The following is a 20,254-nucleotide window of genomic DNA, read 5'->3' on the forward strand; positions in this document are numbered from 1 at the left end:
GCCAGTAATCCTATTCTTAATCTACTGATTTTGCGCTACGTTTAATAAAACACGGATAAAAAACAGATCGAGCATAAAACATTATGTCGAGTGTAAAAAAACTTACCGACCTCCGGCGCCGTATCTCCCTTCTGCTATTGGAAAATAAAGAACTGGTTGAAGACATTATCAACCGGCAACCGCGCGTTACAGCAGGCGATGACGCAACGTTGGGCGACAATGCTGCATTAAATAACAACATCAGGCTGCGCGAAAAAAGCATCCTGCTCGATCAAACCGCAGAAATCAGCGAGCTTATCATCGGGCTGCATGCCGCTGACCTTGCCGACCTGCTGGAATCCTTACCACAGGATGAACGGCTGGCGCTCTGGCGGCTTATTCCTGTAGAGAAGCGCGGCCGCGTGTTGATTGAGGCCTCTGATAGCATTTCTGACGATCTGATCGGCGATATGCAGGACAAGGAAATCCTAAGGGCGGCTCGGATACTGGATGTTGATGAGCAGGCTCAGCTGTCTCGCCTCGTCCCCCGTCATCTACTGGGCAGAATACTGACTTCGCTTGAGCCGAAGCAGCGCGCACAGCTACGTGCAGCCATCAATTATGATGAAGACTGCCTCGGCCACATGATGGATTTCAAACTCATCACCGTGCGCGCTGATGTCACGCTCGCGGCCGTACAGCGCTATCTGCGCTATCGCAAAAAGATCCCCAATTCCACCGATAAGCTGTTTGTTACCGATCGCAAGAACACGCTGATCGGCGAGCTATCGCTGGCCAACATTCTGCTCCATTCGCCTAATGCTCTGGTTACTGACGTCATGGACGATCAGCCGTTGCGGTTCCAGCCTGAAGATAAAGTCGAAGAAGCCGCAGGGGCTTTTGAACGTTACGATTTAATTTCCAGCGCCGTGGTCGATAGCAAAGGGAAACTCATGGGACGCCTGACGATTGAGGATATCCTCGACGTCGTGAATCGAGAAAGCGACAGCAATCTGCGGCGTTCGGGGGGCTTAACGCCTTCTGAAGACGTCTACGCGCCCGTGTATAAATCATTTCGCAATCGCTGGGCGTGGCTGGCCATCAATCTTTGTACGGCGCTCATCGCCTCGCGGGTCATCGGCCTGTTTGAGCACACGTTATCCCATTTGGTGGCGCTGGCGACGCTCATGCCGATTGTCGCCGGCATCGGCGGGAATACTGGCAACCAGACGATCACCATGATTGTGCGTGCACTGGCATTGCATCAGCTCGAACACGGCAAGAAATCGTACCTGCTGCTGAAAGAATTAGGCGTTGCGCTGGTAAACGGGGTGATATGGGGCACGATTATGGGCGTGGTGACCTTCCTGCTCTATGGTAACGCCGCGATGGGTGGCGTGATGATGCTGGCGATTCTGTTGAACCTGCTGCTCGCCGCGCTGATGGGCGTCGCTATTCCGTTGGTCATGATGAAACTCGGCCGCGACCCGGCCATCGGCTCCAGCGTAATGATTACGGCGATCACGGATACCGGCGGCTTCTTTATTTTCCTAGGATTAGCAACGCTGTTCCTGCTGCCTTGATAAAAGGGCTAGAGTCAACATTAATGATTCATTAGTTAACATATAAGTTGTCATTTTATACAAATAAGTTAGTGTGGTTATAGGGTGAAAACTGAGCAACGTGGCGGGATGCCAAATGAAATATTCTGAATTCAGACGCTGGCTTCTGCAACAAGGAGCAGAATTGACTAAAGCATCGGGAGGTGGAAGCCACCTTAAAGTTAAATTAAACGGAAAAGCATCCGTTTTGCCTTTTCATGGCGCAAAAGAAATACCTGAGCCTCTTCGTAAGAAAATCATGAAAGATTTGGGGCTATGATACTTAAGGCTTACCAGCCAATTTGGCTATCTCATATACCAAAATTTCTGTAAATTCAGCGAATTGGTTAGAAGAACCACTAATATGATTAAGTCGATACCACTATAATCTATGTAAGTGCGATTCTCGTTACATCGGGGGAAACCCCATTTAGAGGTAAAAGTATGTTCAACTATCCCGTAAAACTGGAACTCGACGAAGCAACCGGACAATACGTGGTTTCTTGCCGCGATTTGCCATTAATGAATTCGGTTGGTGACTCCGTTGACTCAGCCCTTCTGGAATCTGTTGACGGAATTGTTACCGCCATAGCCATCGAAATTGAAGAACGCCGTCCAGTTCCTTACGCTAGCGCACCAATAGCAGGAGAGCACGTTGTCACGATCCCAGTATTAGTGACGATGAAGGCTGCATTACATAATGCAATGATTGAAACAGGAACGCGTAAAGCTGAACTTGCCAGACGCTTAGGCCAAAAAGGTCCGCAAATTGATCGCCTTTTGGATGTTGAACATTCATCAAAAGTTGAAACGATAGAGTTAGCTCTGCGCCAGCTTAACCGCGACGTTAATATTTCTATTTCCCCACAGGCTCGGCAATAAATGGAAAAGGTGAGGTTTCCCTCACCTTTTCCAGCCTGAACTTAACTCACGCGACCCGCACCACCGGATGCCTGACACAGGTAGATGGACGGCTGAAGACCGGTACGCGCCGGATATTCCCGTTCAATCACCTGTTTGACTTCATCCGTCAGCGCCGAAGGGATAAGGGCGACAATGCAGCCACCGAAACCGCCTCCAGTCATACGTACACCGCCCCGCTCACCGACATACTCTTGAATCAGATCCACCAGCGCATCGATCGGTGGCACGGTAATTTCAAAGTCGTCGCGCATGGAAACATGTGATTCCGCCATCAGCGTAAACAAACGGTGCGCATCCTGACGCGCCAGCGCATCGGCCGCTTCCAGCGTACGGCGGTTCTCGGTAATAACGTGTCGCGCACGGCGTACCGCTACTGGATCCAGCCCCTCGATTCCCGCTTCAAACTGTGCGAGGGAAACATCACGCAGCGCCTTGACGTTAAAGTGACGCGCCGCGGCTTCACACTGCTGGCGTCGCGTGTTGTATTCGCTGTCCACCAGCCCACGGCGCACGTTAGAATTCACGATCAGGACGTCAACACCGTCGAGCATACGTACAGAGCGCCCTTCCAGAGAGCGGCAGTCGATCAACAGCGCCTGACCAACACGCCCTTGAGCAGAAATAAACTGATCCATAATGCCGCAGCTACAGCCAACAAAATGGTTTTCTGCCTGCTGACCGTTCAAGGCCACATCCAGCTGGCTGATGTCCAGATCATTCAGCTCCTTGAACGTCTGCCCGATAGCCACTTCCAGCGAGGCCGATGAACTTAGCCCTGCGCCAGAAGGCACGTTACCGGAGACAACCATATCCATGCCAGTGAGCGGCAGGCCACGCGCCAGCAAAAATTTCACCGTTCCACGGATATAGTTCGCCCAGGTATAGTCCGGGTGAGGCACGATCTCTTTGGCGAGATCGAATTCATCCTGCTGGTTGTCAAAGTCCACCGCCACCACCCGCACGATGCCATCCTGACGTACCGCCGCGCTGACCACCGTCTGGTAATCGATAGCACAAGGTAAGACAAAACCATCGTTATAGTCGGTGTGCTCACCAATCAGGTTGACCCGGCCGGGAGCCTGAATAGCCGCGTGCGGCGCATAGCCAAATAATCGGACAAAAACAGACTCGGTTAACTGACGTAGAGAATCAATACGGCTCATAAAATGACCTCAAATTTGCTCACGAAAATGGATATCACTCACGCTGCGTAAACGTTCAGCGGCCTGCTCTGCCGTCAGATCACGCTGTGCCTCAGCCAGCATTTCATAGCCAACCATAAATTTGCGCACGCTGGCAGAACGTAATAACGGGGGATAAAAATGGGCATGCAGCTGCCAGTGTGCGATGTCATCACCCTTGAACGGCGCGCCATGCCACCCCATCGAATAAGGGAATGAACATTGGAACAAGTTGTCGTAACGGCTGGTCAGCTTTTTCAGGAGCAGCGCCAGATCGTCACGCTGAACGTCATGTAGCTGTGGCAACCGCTGTACAGCGAACTTGGGCAGCACCAGCGTTTCAAACGGCCACGACGCCCAGTACGGGACAACCACCAACCAGTGTTCCGTTTCCACCACGATGCGCGAACCGTCAGCCTGCTCGCGGCGAACGTAGTCCAGCAGTAACGGCGAACCGTGACGGGAGAAATAGTCTCGCTGCTGCTCATCCTCACGCTGTACTTCGTTCGGTAGAAAATCATTAGCCCAAACCTGCCCGTGCGGATGGGGATTGGAGCACCCCATCATCGTCCCTTTATTCTCAAAGACCTGAACCCACGGATACCGCTTGCCCAGTTCTTCAGTCTGATCGCTCCACGTATCGATCACCGCTTTCAGCGCCGGTAATGAAAGCTGCGGCAGACTTTTACTGTGATCGGGAGAAAAACAGATGACACGGCTGACGCCACGAGCTTGCTGCACGCGGAAAAGCTCATCATCGCCCGACGGTGCCTCCGGCGTGTCCTCCATCAAAGCCGAAAAGTCATTCGTGAAAACAAAGGTGCCCTGATAGTGCGGGTTGATATCGCCAGTAATACGTTTATTACCCGCACACAGATAGCAGGTCGGATCGTAAGGCGGCGGCGTGGCGCGATCCGGTTCATCCTGCTGCCCTTGCCAGGGGCGTTTGGCGCGATGCGGAGAAACCAGAATCCACTCGCCTTTCAGCGGGTTAAAACGGCGATGCGGATGTTCAGTCGGCTCAAACTGCATAAGCTATTCCTCAATACAAAACACAAATTCGGTACAACCGCGGCACCATCCGCAACCCATTGTATGGCGCTAACAGTCCGTCAGAGATCTGAAAGAGGCATCAGCTCAGTCCGTAAACTCAGCCAGAAAAACCCCTTAATGTAATCAGTTTCACACTATGGCATGGATAAAATAGCTGTAATAATGCTAAAGAAAGATAGTCAGCTATCGTTTAGCCACCACATGAGTGTAATCGGTTACCCTAAATTTAAACCCCGAAATGGTATTTTGGAAGAGAGAAATGACCGATGATTGTTGATAGCGATCACATAAGTACGGTCTGGATCAAAAAGGAAAGGTGGTCGGATAGGTAACATCCTCCAAAAACCTGTACATTTATAAATATAAGTAATCGATTTTTTCTTTTAACGTGTGCGTTAGGCTGCGGTCCGCCTCACCACGCATTTGACCGCTCAGGAATGCCAATGGCCACAATAAAGGATGTTGCTCGTCTATCAGGTGTATCAGTCGCTACGGTTTCGCGCGTGATTAATAACTCGCCCAAAGCCAGTACTGCGTCAAGGGAAGCCGTACACAAGGCCATGGCGGAGCTGCAATATCATCCGAACGCCAATGCCAGAGCGCTCGCGCATCAAAGTGCAGAGACTATGGGGCTGGTTGTCGCGGATGTATCCGATCCCTTTTTCGGGACGATGGTTAAATCTGTCGAACAAATTGCCCAGGCAACCGGCAACTTTCTGCTGATTGGTAACGGCTATCACAATGCCGAGCAGGAAAAGAAAGCCATTGAACAGTTAATTCGCCACCGCTGTTCCGGGCTAGTCGTGCATGCAAAGATGCTTTCAGATGAAGAACTGGCAGCGCTGATGAGCCACATTCCTGACATGGTGCTCATCAATCGCACGTTACCCGGTTATGAAAACCGCTGCGTTGCGCTCGACGATCGCTATGGCTCTTGGCTGGCAACGCGTCATTTAATTCAGGAAGGGCACCAGCGGATCGGTTTTCTCTGTTCTAACCACCAAATTTCCGACTCCGCCGACCGTCTGCAAGGCTATGTGGATGCGCTGCAAGAGCACGGCATCGCACGGGATGAACGCCTCATTGCCCGCGCCTCGCCGGACGAAGTGGGCGGCGAATCTGCCATGATGGAGCTGCTGAGTCGGGGCGGCAACATGACAGCAGTCGTGTGTTACAACGATTCCATGGCCGCAGGCGCGCTTTCCGTCCTGAGTGATAACAGCATCAGCGTACCGCAGGATATGTCGGTGATTGGGTTTGATGACGTATTGATCGCTCGCTACCTTCGCCCTCGCCTGACCACCGTGCACTATCCGGTTTCCGCCATGGCAATTCAGGCCGCAGAATTAGCCATCGCGCTATCTCACGGTAAACAGCTCAGTGAAACCACGAATATGTTTAGCCCGACGCTGGTACGCCGCCATTCGGTGAGTCCCCCGGCCCGTAAGAAGTAGTCGCCTTTCACCAACGTCGCTTGCCTGACGCAATACTCATTTGCATCAGGCAGGTAGCGACATCATTGCCTTCTGACCTCCCCCCTTGTTTGCGCTTTCCTTTTAACTAACCTCCTTTCCCTCTATTCCAAAAATGTTTCCTACTCGGCATCGCATCACTCCTTTTATGTAACGCCACCGATTCTGACATAAAAAAATTTTATGCTGCATTTTAGACGCGCCAGAAAAACGTGTAACCAGTTACACATCATTACGCAGCAAATAACACCGCTCTAGTACTGATAAACAATCAAAATACCACCTGTAACATCGTTACATCAGTGTAAATATTGGTGTAACTCTTTTGTATTTTGTGAGAACAATCATGTCACGCGCCATTTTATTCCCCCATAATCCTTCGCCATGAGTGGAAACGTTTTACCTCCGTTCACGTCATGTTATTTGGAACATCCACATTCTTACCCGAATAAGCGAAAGGTATATTATGAAAAGAAAACTGCTGACGACATCCATTGCGCTGAGTTTGGCAATGCTGGCAACCCCTTCTTATTCTGTTGATTTTTCAGGATACTTCCGTTCTGGCGTGGGTGCATCAAACCACGGAAAACAACAGGCAGCCGATAAAAGTTATGTGGGAAGATTAGGTAACGAAGATGACACCTACGGCGAAATCCAATTAGGGCAGCAGCTGTATAACGAAAATGGGAAAACGTTTTACTTCGATAGCATGATTTCCATGTTCTCCAATGGCTCGAACGATAATGAAACGACAAAAAATGACGATGCCGAGTTTGGTTTGCGCCAGTTAAACCTTCAGGCAAAAGGCTTTGTACCTGGACTGCCGGATGCCACGGTCTGGGCGGGGAAACGCTACTATCAGCGTCATGACTTGCACATCATCGATACCAAATACTGGAATATCTCCGGTGCGGGGGCCGGGATCGAAAACGTCAAAGCCGGTGAAGGTGCATTCTCGTTTGCCTGGATCCGTGCCGATGCTGAAAACATGAAAATTAACTTAGGCTGCGACGCCAATACTGACGAATGTAAAAAAAGAATAGACACCTACGACGATCTGAATATCAACTATCTGGATGCGCGCTATGCAGGCTGGAAGCCGTGGGACGGCGCGTGGACGGAGTTCGGTATCTCCTACGCGATGCCGAATGAGGCGGACACGCAGAAAAATGCGTTTCTCGCAGAAGACCAAAAATTCGATCCTAAAAACTCGATGATGATCACGGGCGAACTCAGCCACTACTTCTCTGGCCTCAAATCCAGCCAGAAACTGGTGCTGCAATATGCCGACAAAGGGCTGGCGCACAACATGGTCGATCAGGGCGGCGGTTGGTATGACGTCTGGAACGTCAACGGCAGCGCCAAAGGCTACCGCGTCATTCAGACCGGTGATCTGCCGATCACGGATACTATTTCTCTTAGCCATGTTCTGACCTACGGTAAAGCGGATGAAATCAGCCGCTGGCGCGATAGCACAGAATTATTGTCTGCGGTAGGTCGCGGCCAATATGTCTGGACCAAGAACCAAAAAACCTATCTGGAAGCCGGCGCATATCAGAAAAAAGATAGCTGGAAAGCGGGTACAGAAACCAAATACAGTGGTGAGAAATACACGCTGGCACACGCCTTCACCGCCGATATTCCCATGATGACACGCCCGGAACTGCGCTTCTTCGTTTCTTACCAAAACCGTGGAAATGAAAACCGCAACACCTTCAACGACGCTCGCAGCAATGCAGTGAACTTCGGTATTCAGGCAGAAGCCTGGTGGTAATACCGCACTAACCCTCAGCCCGACGGGCCCATCATTCCCGTCGGGCGTTTCCCAAAAGGCTTTCTACCGAGAGCCTTTTTCTGTTGCGGATAGTATCCGCTGTAAAATGTTCACTGCATCCTGTGTGGTAGTGCGAAAATTTCGTGCGTGTTAACTACCGAGCAAATCTGTGATTTCATCACACGCCCGACAAGGAGCGCTCAATTGCCGCAGCTCCTTGACCACTGGCTTTTGGCGCTAATTGCGTCGCTACGCGATGCCTTCGGCGTTCGTGGCCGATATTCGGACCGGCAGTGACGCGTTCCCGACGCGGCACTGCCTTTCGCCGCATCCATGCGGCTCACCCGACGGCCACGCCCACCTCAGCGCAATTTTTTACGCCAGAGAAACCCAAAACAGCGGAATATTGAGAGACAGATGATTTTATCAGCAGCAATTAAGGTTGAGCGCCCTTCGCGGGCGCTGTTTAGTAGGGGTTTTGCTATTCAGATCAAGCGATTCAAAAACTTAACTACTCACTGATACGCAGGCCATCAGCGTTGAACACCAGACAGTTATTCGGGGAGAAGAAGACCTCAATATGTTCATAAGGCTTGAAGGCACTGTCGCCCGCCAGCAGAAGTTTGAAGTTATCGATGCCACAGCATTGTCCGAACAGGTAGGTACTGTTACCTAAACGTTCGACGACTTCACAACCGAATGACAGAGATATCCCCTTACCTTCCGGTGACACGTGTTCCGGCCGCAGCCCCAGCGTTATCGTGCTGCCAACGGTCAGTTCGCCAGTGCGAATCGGCAGCTCAAGCTGCAACTGCTCGGCAACATTCACCGTCAGGCTATCCGGCGTCCAATCGATGACCTGCGCAGGCAGGAAATTCATTTTTGGCGAGCCGATAAAGCCCGCGACAAACTGGTTAACCGGATGATAATAAAGCTCCATCGGCGATCCCACTTGCTCGACTTTGCCGTAATTCATGACCACAATTTTGTCGGCCAGCGTCATGGCTTCGACCTGATCGTGCGTCACGTAGATCATCGTCGTTTTCAATTCCTGATGCAGCTTGGCAATGTGCAATCGCATATCCACGCGCAGCTCTGCATCCAGGTTCGACAGCGGCTCATCAAACAGGAACACTTTCGGGTTACGCACGATGGCGCGCCCTATCGCTACACGCTGGCGCTGCCCACCGGATAGCTCCTTCGGCTTGCGCTCCAACAGGTGAGACAGTTGCAGCGTCTTCGCCACCATCTCGATTTGGTGCTTAATCTGGTCTTTCGGAACGCCATTCACGCGCAGGCCGTAGCCCATATTCTCAGCGACGGTCATGTGCGGGTACAGCGCATAAGACTGGAACACCATCGCCACACCACGGTGAGCGGGGGCAACATCATTCACCACTGCCTCATCAATCATGATTTCACCGCCCGTGACATCTTCCAGCCCGGCAATCATTCTCAGCAACGTCGACTTACCACAGCCAGACGGCCCAACAAAAACGGCGAACTCTCCATCCGCAATCGTCAGATTCACATCGTGAAGCGTAATCGTTTTGCCAAAATGCTTACTCACTCTATCCAACTGGATCGACGCCATAACGGTAACCTCTTGATAATTTTGCTTTTCAGGATATAAGCGCTGAGTCACAACGGCCCAGTGGTCGTCTACTCAAAATGGCTAGGTAGCCCTTCCAGACGCATTAGCATCCGGCCAGGTTTTACCTGCACGCTGGTCATAATTGCAATATAACAGCATGGTGTAACCGTTTGCACAAACAGGGGGTTACTTTTGTGCATAAGATCACAGCCTTTACATGTTTCGCTGGCAGACGTGGCGCACTCTGCTTAATGTAATCGCCATTGGTGTAACCGTTATCCTAGTTTGTGGAAAACGCGCAACAAAGCGTCAAGCGCCACACAGCGACGATCGCCAAACAACGTGTACTGTTAGATGCCTCATTCCCTTCGGTGTACTGCCGTGTGATGTAACGTTACACCAACATCGCACAGGGACAGCAAAAACGCTGAAAACGGGAAAGTACGCGACAATTTCCGACCATGATTGGCCCACCAGGGCTTTGAGGACTAATGATGAAAATGAAAACACTGACCACCGTCATTATGATTTCACTGGGTATCACCGGCGTACTCAGCAAATCAGCGCTGGCAGCCGACAAAGAACTTCTGGTGTGGGAAGATATCAAGAAATCTGATGGCATCGCCGACGCGATCAAAGCCTTTGAAAAACAGAATAATGTCAAAATCAAAGTGCTGGAAACGCCCTACGCGCAGCAGATTGAGAAACTCCGTCTGGATGGCCCAGCAGGAATTGGCCCGGATGTGATCGTGATGCCACACGATCAGGTGGGTACCGCCGTGGTTCAGGGATTGATCAGCGAACTGAAGCTGGACCAGACGTTCCTGTCGAGTTTCACCAAACCGGCACTGGAAGCACAAACCTATAACGGTAAGCTGTATGGCGTTCCGAAAGCCGTTGAAACCACCGTGCTGGTGTACAACAAAGACCTGATGCCACAGCCGCCGGAAAAATTCGACGACCTGTTCACCTTCTCCAAACAGCAACGTGCCGAAGGCCGCTATGGCCTGCTGGCGAAATTTGACGAAATTTATTACGCCTATGGCGTCATCGCTGGGATGGGTGGCTACATTTTCGGGCAGAACAGCAACGGTTCACCGAACGTAAAAGACATCGGTCTGGATAAACAAGCCACCATCGATGCCGTCAACTACATCAAGAAATTCTACGCCGATGGCCTGTTCCCGCCGGGCATCGTCGGTGAAACCGGCGCTAACGCCATCGACTCCCTGTTTACCGAGAAAAAAGCCGCTGCCGTGATTACCGGCCCGTGGGCGTTCCAGCCGTACAAAAACGCAGGCGTAAACTATGGCGTCGCCCCACTGCCGCTGCTGCCAAACGGCGAGCATCCACGTTCGCTGCTGGGCGTGAAAGGCTACAGCATCTCCACCTACTCTAAAAACAAAGAGCTAGCGCAGAAATTCATTGAGTTCATCAATCAGCCTGAGTACGCCAAAATTCGCTTCCAGTTAACTGGCGAAATCCCACCGATCGCGGCGCTGGTTGACGATCCGCTGATTAAGGATGACGAAAAATCCCGTGCTGTCGCGATCCAGTCTGGTTATGCCGTTCCTATGCCGAGCGTACCGGAAATGCAGGAAGTCTGGACGCCAGCGAACAGCGCGCTGCAACTGAGCGTAACTGGCAAGCAGGACACCAAAGCGGCGCTGGAATCTGCCGTGAAGATTATCAAAATGCAGATCGAAGCTAACCACAGTAACCAGTAATCCCCCACACCATCGTGGGTCAACATGGGATCCCTTATTTATCCCCAATTGGTTTCGGGATGTGGGGATACCCATGTTTTTAAGAAAATGGAGGTAGATGTGACCGTCAACGCCAGCGGCCTTACGCCACAAGAGAGAGGATGTCGCCACGCCAGAACGGCTGTATTGCTGGCGCTCATCCCCGGACTCGGACAGATTTATAATCGCCAGTTCGTCAAAGGCGCGCTTTTCTTTATCGTCATGGTCTGCTTCATCGGCATATTCCATGATTTCCTGCGAAACGGCGCCTGGGGGCTCATCACGCTGGGCACTGAGCTGCCGCGCGATCACTCTATTTTTCTGCTGGCAAAAGGCATTATCAGCGTGATCGTCGCCGCCTTTGGCGTCGGCGTTTACTATTTGAGCCTGCGCGATGCCTACGCGTGCGGTGCCAGACGCGATAAAGGTCTGCCGTTGAATAGCGTGAAGAAGCAATATCAGATGCTGCTGAGCGAAGGCTTCCCTTATCTGATGATCACCCCCGGCTTCATCTTGCTGGTCTTTGTCGTGGTTTTCCCGATTATTTTCGGTTTTTCCATCGCCTTTACCAATTACAACCTCTACCACACGCCGCCCGCCAAGCTGGTCGACTGGGTAGGGATGACGAACTTTATCAACATCTTCCGGCTCGATCTCTGGCGTTCGACATTCTTTGACGTGCTGCAATGGACGGTGATTTGGACGCTGATTGCGACCACACTCCAGTGCGCCGTGGGCATCCTGCTGGCGATTTTGGTGAACCAGAAAGGGCTGCGTTTCAAACCGCTGATCCGCACCATTCTGATCCTGCCGTGGGCGGTGCCGGGTTTCGTCACTATTCTGGTTTTCGCGGGGATGTTTAACGAAACGTTTGGCGTGATTAATAACGGCATTCTGGCCGCATTGGGGATTGAACCCAAGGCGTGGATGACCGATCCATTCTGGACCAAAACCGCACTGATTTTGATGCAAACCTGGTTAGGCTTCCCGTTTGTATTCGCCATGACCACCGGCGTATTGCAGGCGATTCCTGACGATTTGTACGAAGCCGCAACCATTGACGGCGCCAGCAGTTGGTACAAGCTGACCACCATCACGCTGCCGCTGGTGCTCTACTCCATTGCACCGATCATCATCACGCAGTACACGTTCAACTTTAATAATTTCAACATCATCTATCTGTTCAACAACGGCGGACCGGCGGTGATCGGCTCCAACGCGGGCGGGACGGATATTCTGGTGTCCTGGATTTATAAGCTGACCATGTCTTCTTCCCAATATGCGATCGCAGCCAGCATCACCATTCTGCTGTCGATTTTTGTCGTGGGCGTCGCGCTGTGGCAGTTCCGCGCCACTAATTCCTTCAAACAAGACAACATGGCATAGGAAAGCGCGCAGATGAAAAAGCACAGCGTTAAACGCCAGAATTTTATCAAACTCGGCCTGACCTACCTGCTGCTGACGATCGTGGCAGTCATCATTATTTATCCACTGATCTGGACGGTTGGCGCGTCGCTGAACCCCGGCAACAGCCTGCTCAACACCTCGATCATCCCAGATAACTTCTCCTTTATTCACTATGAGGAGCTGTTTAACGGCCAGATTGACTACGCGGCATGGTACTGGAACTCGATGAAAATCAGCTTCCTGACCATGATTCTGACGCTCGTCAGCGTCAGTTTCACCGCATATTCCTTCTCTCGCTTCCGCTTTCGCGGCCGCCAGAATGGGCTGATGTTGTTTCTGCTGTTGCAGATGATCCCGCAGTTCTCCGCGCTGATCGCCATCTTCGTACTGGCGCAGATGCTGGGGCTGGTGAACAGCCATATTGCGCTGGTGCTGGTTTACGTCGGCGGCATGATCCCGATGAATACCTATCTGATGAAAGGCTATCTGGATGCCATTCCGAAAGATCTGGATGAGTCCGCACGTATGGACGGTGCAGGCAACTTCCGCATCTTTATCGAGATCATCATGCCGCTGTCCAAACCGATCATCGCGGTGATCGCCTTGTTCTCGTTTACCGGCCCGCTGGGCGACTTCATTCTCTCCAGCACCATACTGCGCACGCCGGATCAGTACACGCTGCCCATCGGGCTGTACAACCTGGTCTCGCAGAAGATGGGAGCCAGCTACACCACCTACGCCGCTGGAGCCGTACTGATCGCGGTCCCGGTCGCCATTCTTTATCTTTCATTGCAAAAGTACTTTGTTTCCGGCCTGACCTCAGGCGGAACCAAAGGGTAATAACTCAACATCTGTACCTATTCCAGGAACGTAAAATGAAAATGAAAAAACGCGTACTGATGGCCGCCATGCTGGCAACTGGCCTGTTGACCTTCTCCCTGCCGCAAACCCTGTATGCCGCAGAGAATGTGACGATCAATAAGTTGACGAACGTCCCTGCCGATTTCATTAAAGGCGCGGATATTTCCATGCTGAACGAGGTGGAAAAGCACGGCGGAAAATTTTATGACGAACATGGCAAACAGAAAGATGCCATGCTGATCCTGAAAGAGAACGGCATTAACTATATCCGTCTGCGCATCTGGAACGATCCGAAAGATGCAGCGGGCAACGGTTACGGCGGCGGTAACAACGATCTGGCTACCACGCTGGCACTGGCTAAACGCGCCAAAGCGAACGGAATGAAAGTGCTGCTGGATTTCCACTACAGCGATTTCTGGACCGATCCGGCTCACCAAAACAAGCCTAAAGCCTGGTCTGGCCTAAACGCAGCGCAGCTCACGACTGCCGTACATGACTACACCAAAGCCACCATTAGCGAATTCCAGAAAGCGGGCGTCATGCCGGATATGGTGCAGATCGGTAACGAATTGAACGGCGGAATGCTGTGGCCGGAAGGAAAAAGTTGGGGTCAGGGTGGTGGCGAATTCGATCGCCTCGCGGCGATGCTGAAAGCCGGTATTCAGGGCGTGAAGGACGTACAGGGCGCGAATAACGTCAAGATCATGCTGCATCTGGCGGAAGGCACCAAAAACGACACCTTTATCTGGTGGTTCGATGAAATCGTCAAACGTAACGTCCCGTTTGATGTCATCGGTGCCTCGTTCTACACCTACTGGAACGGCCCCATCAGCGCGTTGCAGTACAACATGAACGACGTCACCAAACGCTACAATAAAGACATCATCGTGGTTGAAGCCGCCTATGCTTACACGTTGGAAAACTGCGATAACGCGGAAAACAGCTTCCAGCAAAAAGAGTTGGATGCCGGCGGTTACCCCGCTTCCGTTCAGGGTCAGGCCAATTACCTGCACGATTTGATGCAAAGCGTCATCAACGTACCCAACCAGCGCGGCAAAGGCGTCTTCTATTGGGAGCCAATCTGGCTGCCTACCCCCGGCGCAACCTGGGCCACGAAAGCGGGTATGAAATACAACAACGACGAATGGAAAGAAGGCAACGCGCGGGAAAATCAGGCGCTGTTCGACTGCAAAGGCAACGTACTACCTTCCATCAAAGCGTTTAAGTAAGTCGTAAACCGTATTCAGAGCGTGACAACCCGTTTAGGAGAGAACGATGTTCAAATTCCCCCCGCTAAGCAGCAAAGTGCCTGTTCTGCTGCACGGCGCAGACTATAACCCTGACCAATGGCTGGACGACCCAGAGGTTCTGGAAAAAGACATTGAGATGATGAAGCAGACCCAGTGCAACGTCATGTCCGTGGGCATTTTCAGCTGGTCTGGGATTGAGCCGGAAGAAGGTCGCTACGAATTTGGCTGGCTGGATGGCATCCTCGACACGCTGTATGCCAACGGTATCTTCGTTTTTCTGGCAACACCGAGCGGCGCACGCCCGGCTTGGCTATCGCAGAAATACCCAGACGTACTGCGTGTAGGCAGCAACCGCGTGCAAGCGCTGCACGGCGGTCGCCACAACCACTGCCTGAGCTCGCCGAACTATCGCGAGAAAGTAAAACAAATCAACACCCAGTTGGCAAAGCGTTACTCGCACCATCCTGCGGTGATCGGCTGGCATATTTCCAACGAATACAGCGGCGAGTGCCATTGCGATACCTGCCGCAGCACCTTCCAGAGCTGGCTGAAAGCGCGCTACGGCACGATAGACGCACTGAATAAAGCGTGGTGGAGTACCTTCTGGAGCCACACCTACACCGACTGGTCACAGTTAGAACCCCCGTCGCCCATCGGTGAAGTATCCATCCACGGCCTGAATCTGGACTGGAAACGCTTTAACACCTCACAGGTCAGCGATTTCTGTGCCGCCGAAATTGCACCGCTAAAAGCCGAAAACCCGTCTCTGCCAACGACGACGAACTTCATGGAATATTTCTATGATTACGACTACTGGCAGTTGGCGAAGGTGATCGACTTCGTATCCTGGGACAGCTACCCGCTGTGGCATAACGCGGAAGATGACTGCACGCTGGGCGCCTACACCGCGATGTATCACGATCTGATGCGTACGCTGAAAGGTGGAAAACCGTTCTACCTGATGGAGTCAACGCCAAGCCTGACCAACTGGCAGCCGATCAGCAAACTGAAAAAGCCGGGCATGCATATCCTGTCTTCGCTTCAGGCCGTCGCGCACGGGTCAGACTCCGTGCAGTATTTCCAGTGGCGTAAGAGCCGCGGTTCCGTTGAAAAATTCCACGGTGCCGTCGTCGATCATGTCGGACATATCGACACCCGCGTTGGCCGTGAAGTGCAGGAATTGGGTGACATACTCAACAAACTCGCACCGGTAGCGGGCAGTCGGGTTGACGCCAAAGTCGCCATCATTTTCGACTGGGAAAGCCGCTGGGCAATGGATAACGCCCAAGGGCCGCGCAACGCGGGGCTGTTCTACGAAAAAACTGTCACCGAGCATTATCGTACGTTCTGGGAACAGGGCGTGGCGGTGGATATCATCAACGCCGATGTCGATCTCAGCGGTTATCAGCTCGTGATCGCACCGATGCTCTACATGGTACGCGATGGCTTTGCCGAACGTGTCGATGCCTTCGTCAAACAAGGCGGTCGCTTCGTCACCACCTACTGGTCTGGCATCGTCAACGAAACCGATCTGTGTCACCAAAACGGTTTCCCTGGCCCGCTGCGTCCGATCATGGGGATCTGGGCAGAGGAAATCGATGGGCTGTACGATCATGAAAGCAACAGCATCAGCGGTCTGGACGGCAACGAGCAACGTCTGGTCGGCCCGTATCAGGTCACTCACCTGTGCGAGCTAATTCATCTGGAAGGCGCGCGGGCGCTGGCAACCTATGACAGCGATTTCTACGCGGGTCGTCCGGCCGTTACAGTCAATGATTACGGCAAAGGGCAGACCTATTACATCGCATCGCGCAACGATCTCGCCTTCCAGCGTGATTTCTTCACCACGCTGATACAGATGCTGGATCTACCGCGTGCGCTGCCGACCGACCTGCCCTACGGCATTGTCGCTCATCGCCGCGATGACGGAGAAAGCGAGTTCATCTTCGTACAGAACTACACGGCAACACCGCAACAGATCGCGCTGCCTGCCACCTACGAGGAAATGACGACGGGCAGCACGCTTTCAGGGGTGCTCGACCTGTCAGGCTACGGCTGCCGGATCCTACGCCGCGCGCTACAGTAAGGCTCATGCTTGTCGGTTAAGCATAACGATACCGGGCGAGCGCGGTGCAGAGGTTCCTACGGAACCTCATCACCGTGTGTCGCCTAACAGTAATGTTACGTGAACGGCATTATCATACGCACGCTGATAAACAAACGAAGAGGTGACTACGATGGGCAAGATTCACAATTTTCGGAAATTGTTCGCATCAATGTTGGGTAAGCAAATTACCGAGATTGAAATCGCTTCACCGCTAGACAAAGAAAACTTGCAGCAACTGGTAACCGCCTTTGGCGGCAAAGAAAATATCGTCAGTCTGGATGCCTGCATCACCCGCCTGCGGGTCGAGGTTCACAGCCTGCGGCTGGTTAACAGCGACAGTCTGCAAAAACTGGGCGCTATCGGCGTGATCATCGTCGGCCATCAGGTGCAGGCCATCTTCGGCACTCAGTCGGATAACCTGCGCCGCGAGTTAGCCGCCTGGTTTGAGGATGATGGTGCAGAAGCGCGATAGTGGTTTTAGGCATGGTCTCTTAGTCACTTTTCATGTCACTATTGAGGCAGTTTCGTGCGCGATAAATGTTGTAAATGTATGAGTATCTTGCCGTTATCTGGCGTAAAAATTATGCAGCGGTGGGCTTGACCGCCGAGTGAGCGACAGGACGTCGCGAAAACCAGTGCCGCGTCGGGAACGCGTCACTGGTGGCTCGATTAGCGGTCATGAACACCGATGGCACCGCGTAAGCGGCATAATTCCCGCCAAAAGCCGGGGTTCATAGGGGGCTGGCGTAGCCCCCTATGTCGGGCGCGTGCTACGAGGTAGCATGAAAATGGCGGTATGATGGCGCACGAAACCATCTTCACGTCCGCATACAAATCACCATTTCAAAGGTATCAATTTCCTAATAGCGACTCGCGCGATTCAACAGTTCGATATCTTCTGCTGGCAGCACTAGTCGCGTGGCACTCGCCAGTTCGGCGACCTGCTCCAGCGACGTCGCACTGGCGATTGGGGCAGTGATGCTCGGACGTGCAATCAGCCAGGCCAGCGCGACCTGCGATGGCGTCGTCTGATGCGCATTCGCCACGCTATCCAGCGCTTCCAAAATGGTGCGACCCCGCTCGTTCAGGTATTTTTCTACAACGCCCTGCCCGCGTGCGCTTTTCGACGCATCCTTCGGCTGACGATACTTGCCCGACAGAAACCCGCTAGCCAGCGAATAGTAGCTAATAACGCCAATCCCCTGCTCACGCACCAGCGGTTCTAGCGCGGCTTCATAACCCTGCCGATCGTACAAATTGTATTCCGGTTGTAGCGTTTCATAACGCGCCAGATGGTTGGCTTTACTGACTTTCAGCGCCTCAGCCAGACGCGCCGCACTGTAGTTAGACGCCCCAATCGCGCGCACTTTGCCCTCTTTAATCAGCGCATCAAACGCGGCCAGCGTTTCTTCCAGCGGTGTATCTTTGTCGTCAGTATGTGCCTGATAGAGATCGATGTAGTCAGTTTGCAAACGCTGTAACGAGGCCTCGACCGCCTGTCGAATATAGCGGGGAGACAGCCCTTTCTTGCCATCGCCTAAATCCATACCCACTTTGGTAGCGAGAATGACCTTGTCACGCTGGCCGCTTTTTTTCAGCCAGTTACCGATGATCGTTTCAGATTCACCGCCCTGATTGCCGGGAGCCCAGCGCGAATAAACATCGGCGGTATCAATGAAATTCAGCCCGTGCGCCAGCAGCGCATCCAACAGGCTGAACGACATCGATTCGTCAACCGTCCAGCCAAAGACATTACCGCCGAAAGAAAAAGGTGGAACCACGATCCCAGAACGTCCAAGCTCACGTGTGGTATCTGATACTGACATAATCACTCTCCTTTTGAATCATGCAGAAAACATCATGAAAAACCTCCGCCTACCTGCAACCTCAAGTAGGGCGACGCCACTTTCTTTGTGGAATAAGAATAATGAATGACCAGAAAAGTGCGAATAACGAGACGTAGCATTTAGTTTAGATAAAATCCCAAGGTATAATTGTTTTTTTGCGTTCTTCCTCTCATTTTTAATGCACGCGTTACATAAAATGACGTGGAAAATTAGGCCTGCCTCATATTTGGAGCACACATGTCCCTGTCCCATATCGCGCAATTTATTCTGGCGCTGGTTGTTGTTGCGGCGCTGGCACTACTCGTCTGCCGCGATCGTAAAAGTATTCGTATTCGTTTTATTATTCAGTTACTCGTCATCGAAATTTTGCTCGCTTATTTCTTCCTGTACTCCGACATTGGGTTAGGCGCAGTCAAAGGGGTCGCAGCGCTGTTCGACAAACTACTCGGATTTGCAGGTCAAGGGACGGACTTCGTATTCGGTGACATGGTTAACAGTGAGAAGAACCTGATTTCCTTCTTCTTTAAAGTGCTCTGTCCTATCGTCTTCATTTCCGCGCTGATCGGTATCCTGCAACACATTAAAGTGCTGCCCATCATCATCCGCGCGATTGGTACGGTTCTGTCCAAAGTGAACGGCATGGGTAAACTGGAATCCTTTAACGCAGTCAGTTCACTGATTCTCGGCCAGTCAGAAAACTTCATTGCCTACAAAGACATTCTGGGCAAGATGTCCGAAAAACGCATGTACACCATGTCCGCGACCGCCATGTCGACCGTTTCGATGTCTATCGTCGGTGCGTACATGTCTATGCTGGATGCCAAATTCGTGGTTGCCGCGCTGATTCTGAACATGTTCAGTACCTTCATCGTGCTGTCGCTGATTAACCCCTACAAAGTCGGTGAAGAGCAGGAATTGCAGTTGGGTAATCTGCATGAAAATCAGAGCTTCTTTGAAATGCTGGGCGAATACATTCTGGCAGGCTTCAAAGTGGCCGTTATCGTTGCAGCGATGCTGATCGGCTTCATTGCACTGATTGCCGCAGTCAACGCGATTTTCAGCGCCATTTTTGGCATCAGCTTCCAGGAAGTCCTCGGCTACGTGTTCTATCCGTTCGCCTGGATCATGGGTATCCCGTCTCACGAAGCCCTTCAGGTTGGTAGCATCATGGCAACCAAACTGGTTTCTAACGAATTTGTGGCGATGCTGGAACTGCAAAAAGTAGCAGGCGAACTGTCTCCACGCAGCGTGGGCATCCTGTCTGTGTTCCTGGTGTCCTTCGCCAACTTCTCGTCCATCGGTATTATTGCTGGCGCGATTAAAGGCCTGAACGAACAACAGGGCAACGTGGTTTCCCGTTTTGGCCTGAAACTGGTTTACGGTTCTACGCTGGTGAGCATCCTTTCCGCCGCTATCGCCGGTCTGGTGCTGTAATCCTTCATCACGTTATAAAATTTTT

General features: G+C 52.2%; 16 protein-coding genes. 12 read left to right on the forward strand and 4 right to left on the reverse strand.

The genetic code is table 11. The annotated features are described in order from the left end of the window. Nucleotides 1-83 precede the first annotated feature (83 nt). From mgtE to EIP93_RS15775, 3 genes are all read left to right on the forward strand, one after another. Entirely contained in the window at nt 84-1,562 is a 1,479-nt protein-coding gene (mgtE, locus tag EIP93_RS15765; protein WP_103940895.1) for a magnesium transporter, read from the forward strand. A 115-nt stretch (nt 1,563-1,677) separates the two neighbouring features. Further along, nucleotides 1,678-1,860: a type II toxin-antitoxin system HicA family toxin gene (locus EIP93_RS15770; protein ID WP_039515475.1), complete on the forward strand. Its 183-nt coding sequence runs from the start codon at nt 1,678-1,680 to the stop codon at nt 1,858-1,860. Between the two features lie 164 nt (nt 1,861-2,024). Further along, nucleotides 2,025-2,462 (forward strand): type II toxin-antitoxin system HicB family antitoxin, encoded by a 438-nt coding sequence (locus EIP93_RS15775; RefSeq protein WP_102118900.1) that lies wholly within the window; start codon nt 2,025-2,027, stop codon nt 2,460-2,462. 41 nt (nt 2,463-2,503) lie between these two features. Here the strand turns inward: EIP93_RS15775 and galK are convergent, their stop codons facing one another. Together galK and galT are read right to left on the reverse strand one after the other, a co-directional pair. Beyond that, the gene (gene galK / locus EIP93_RS15780; protein WP_103862477.1) at nt 2,504-3,667 is read right to left on the reverse strand and encodes a galactokinase; all 1,164 of its coding nucleotides are present in this window, start codon (nt 3,665-3,667) and stop codon (nt 2,504-2,506) included. A gap of 9 nt (nt 3,668-3,676) precedes the next feature. After that, nucleotides 3,677-4,717 carry a galactose-1-phosphate uridylyltransferase gene (gene galT / locus EIP93_RS15785; RefSeq protein ID WP_103971606.1) on the reverse strand — a complete coding sequence of 347 codons (1,041 nt, stop codon included), beginning with the start codon at nt 4,715-4,717 and terminating at the stop codon, nt 3,677-3,679. A 464-nt stretch (nt 4,718-5,181) separates the two neighbouring features. Here galT and galR point away from each other — a divergent pair, with 464 nt between their 5' ends. Next, nucleotides 5,182-6,192, forward strand: a complete 1,011-nt coding sequence (gene galR / locus EIP93_RS15790) for an HTH-type transcriptional regulator GalR (protein ID WP_040031480.1) — start codon at nt 5,182-5,184, stop codon at nt 6,190-6,192. Nucleotides 6,193-6,676: 484 nt separating this feature from the next. Then, nucleotides 6,677-7,984, forward strand: coding sequence for a maltoporin (locus tag EIP93_RS15795; protein WP_103940891.1), 1,308 nt, complete (start codon nt 6,677-6,679; stop codon nt 7,982-7,984). A gap of 511 nt (nt 7,985-8,495) precedes the next feature. Here EIP93_RS15795 and EIP93_RS15800 read toward each other — a convergent pair. Continuing rightward, a complete protein-coding gene (locus EIP93_RS15800; RefSeq protein ID WP_103862480.1) occupies nt 8,496-9,578 on the reverse strand; it encodes an ABC transporter ATP-binding protein in 1,083 nt (360 codons plus the stop codon). 494 nt (nt 9,579-10,072) lie between these two features. Between EIP93_RS15800 and EIP93_RS15805 the strand changes: the two genes are divergently transcribed. The 6 genes from EIP93_RS15805 to EIP93_RS15830 all read left to right on the forward strand — a co-directional run bounded on the left by EIP93_RS15805 (nt 10,073) and on the right by EIP93_RS15830 (nt 17,420). Next, a complete protein-coding gene (locus EIP93_RS15805) occupies nt 10,073-11,305 on the forward strand; it encodes an extracellular solute-binding protein (protein WP_039486443.1) in 1,233 nt (410 codons plus the stop codon). 87 nt (nt 11,306-11,392) lie between these two features. Further along, the gene (locus EIP93_RS15810; RefSeq protein ID WP_052237766.1) at nt 11,393-12,709 is read left to right on the forward strand and encodes a carbohydrate ABC transporter permease; all 1,317 of its coding nucleotides are present in this window, start codon (nt 11,393-11,395) and stop codon (nt 12,707-12,709) included. A 12-nt stretch (nt 12,710-12,721) separates the two neighbouring features. Continuing rightward, nucleotides 12,722-13,570 (forward strand): sugar ABC transporter permease, encoded by an 849-nt coding sequence (locus EIP93_RS15815; RefSeq protein ID WP_039474975.1) that lies wholly within the window; start codon nt 12,722-12,724, stop codon nt 13,568-13,570. Between the two features lie 35 nt (nt 13,571-13,605). Beyond that, nucleotides 13,606-14,820 carry a glycoside hydrolase family 53 protein gene (locus tag EIP93_RS15820; protein WP_103160315.1) on the forward strand — a complete coding sequence of 405 codons (1,215 nt, stop codon included), beginning with the start codon at nt 13,606-13,608 and terminating at the stop codon, nt 14,818-14,820. A gap of 46 nt (nt 14,821-14,866) precedes the next feature. After that, nucleotides 14,867-16,927, forward strand: coding sequence for a beta-galactosidase (locus EIP93_RS15825; protein WP_125232955.1), 2,061 nt, complete (start codon nt 14,867-14,869; stop codon nt 16,925-16,927). A 151-nt stretch (nt 16,928-17,078) separates the two neighbouring features. Further along, entirely contained in the window at nt 17,079-17,420 is a 342-nt protein-coding gene (locus tag EIP93_RS15830; RefSeq protein ID WP_010301002.1) for a glucose PTS transporter subunit EIIB, read from the forward strand. Between the two features lie 388 nt (nt 17,421-17,808). Here EIP93_RS15830 and EIP93_RS15835 read toward each other — a convergent pair whose 3' ends face one another. Beyond that, nucleotides 17,809-18,774: an aldo/keto reductase gene (locus EIP93_RS15835; RefSeq protein WP_125232956.1), complete on the reverse strand. Its 966-nt coding sequence runs from the start codon at nt 18,772-18,774 to the stop codon at nt 17,809-17,811. Nucleotides 18,775-19,038: 264 nt separating this feature from the next. On the opposite strand from EIP93_RS15835, the gene EIP93_RS15840 reads away from it, so the two are divergent. Further along, a complete protein-coding gene (locus EIP93_RS15840) occupies nt 19,039-20,229 on the forward strand; it encodes a NupC/NupG family nucleoside CNT transporter (RefSeq protein WP_029368774.1) in 1,191 nt (396 codons plus the stop codon). Nucleotides 20,230-20,254 lie beyond the last annotated feature (25 nt).

Source organism: Pectobacterium versatile (assembly GCF_003932035.1).
Classification (GTDB): Bacteria; Pseudomonadota; Gammaproteobacteria; order Enterobacterales; family Enterobacteriaceae; genus Pectobacterium; species Pectobacterium versatile.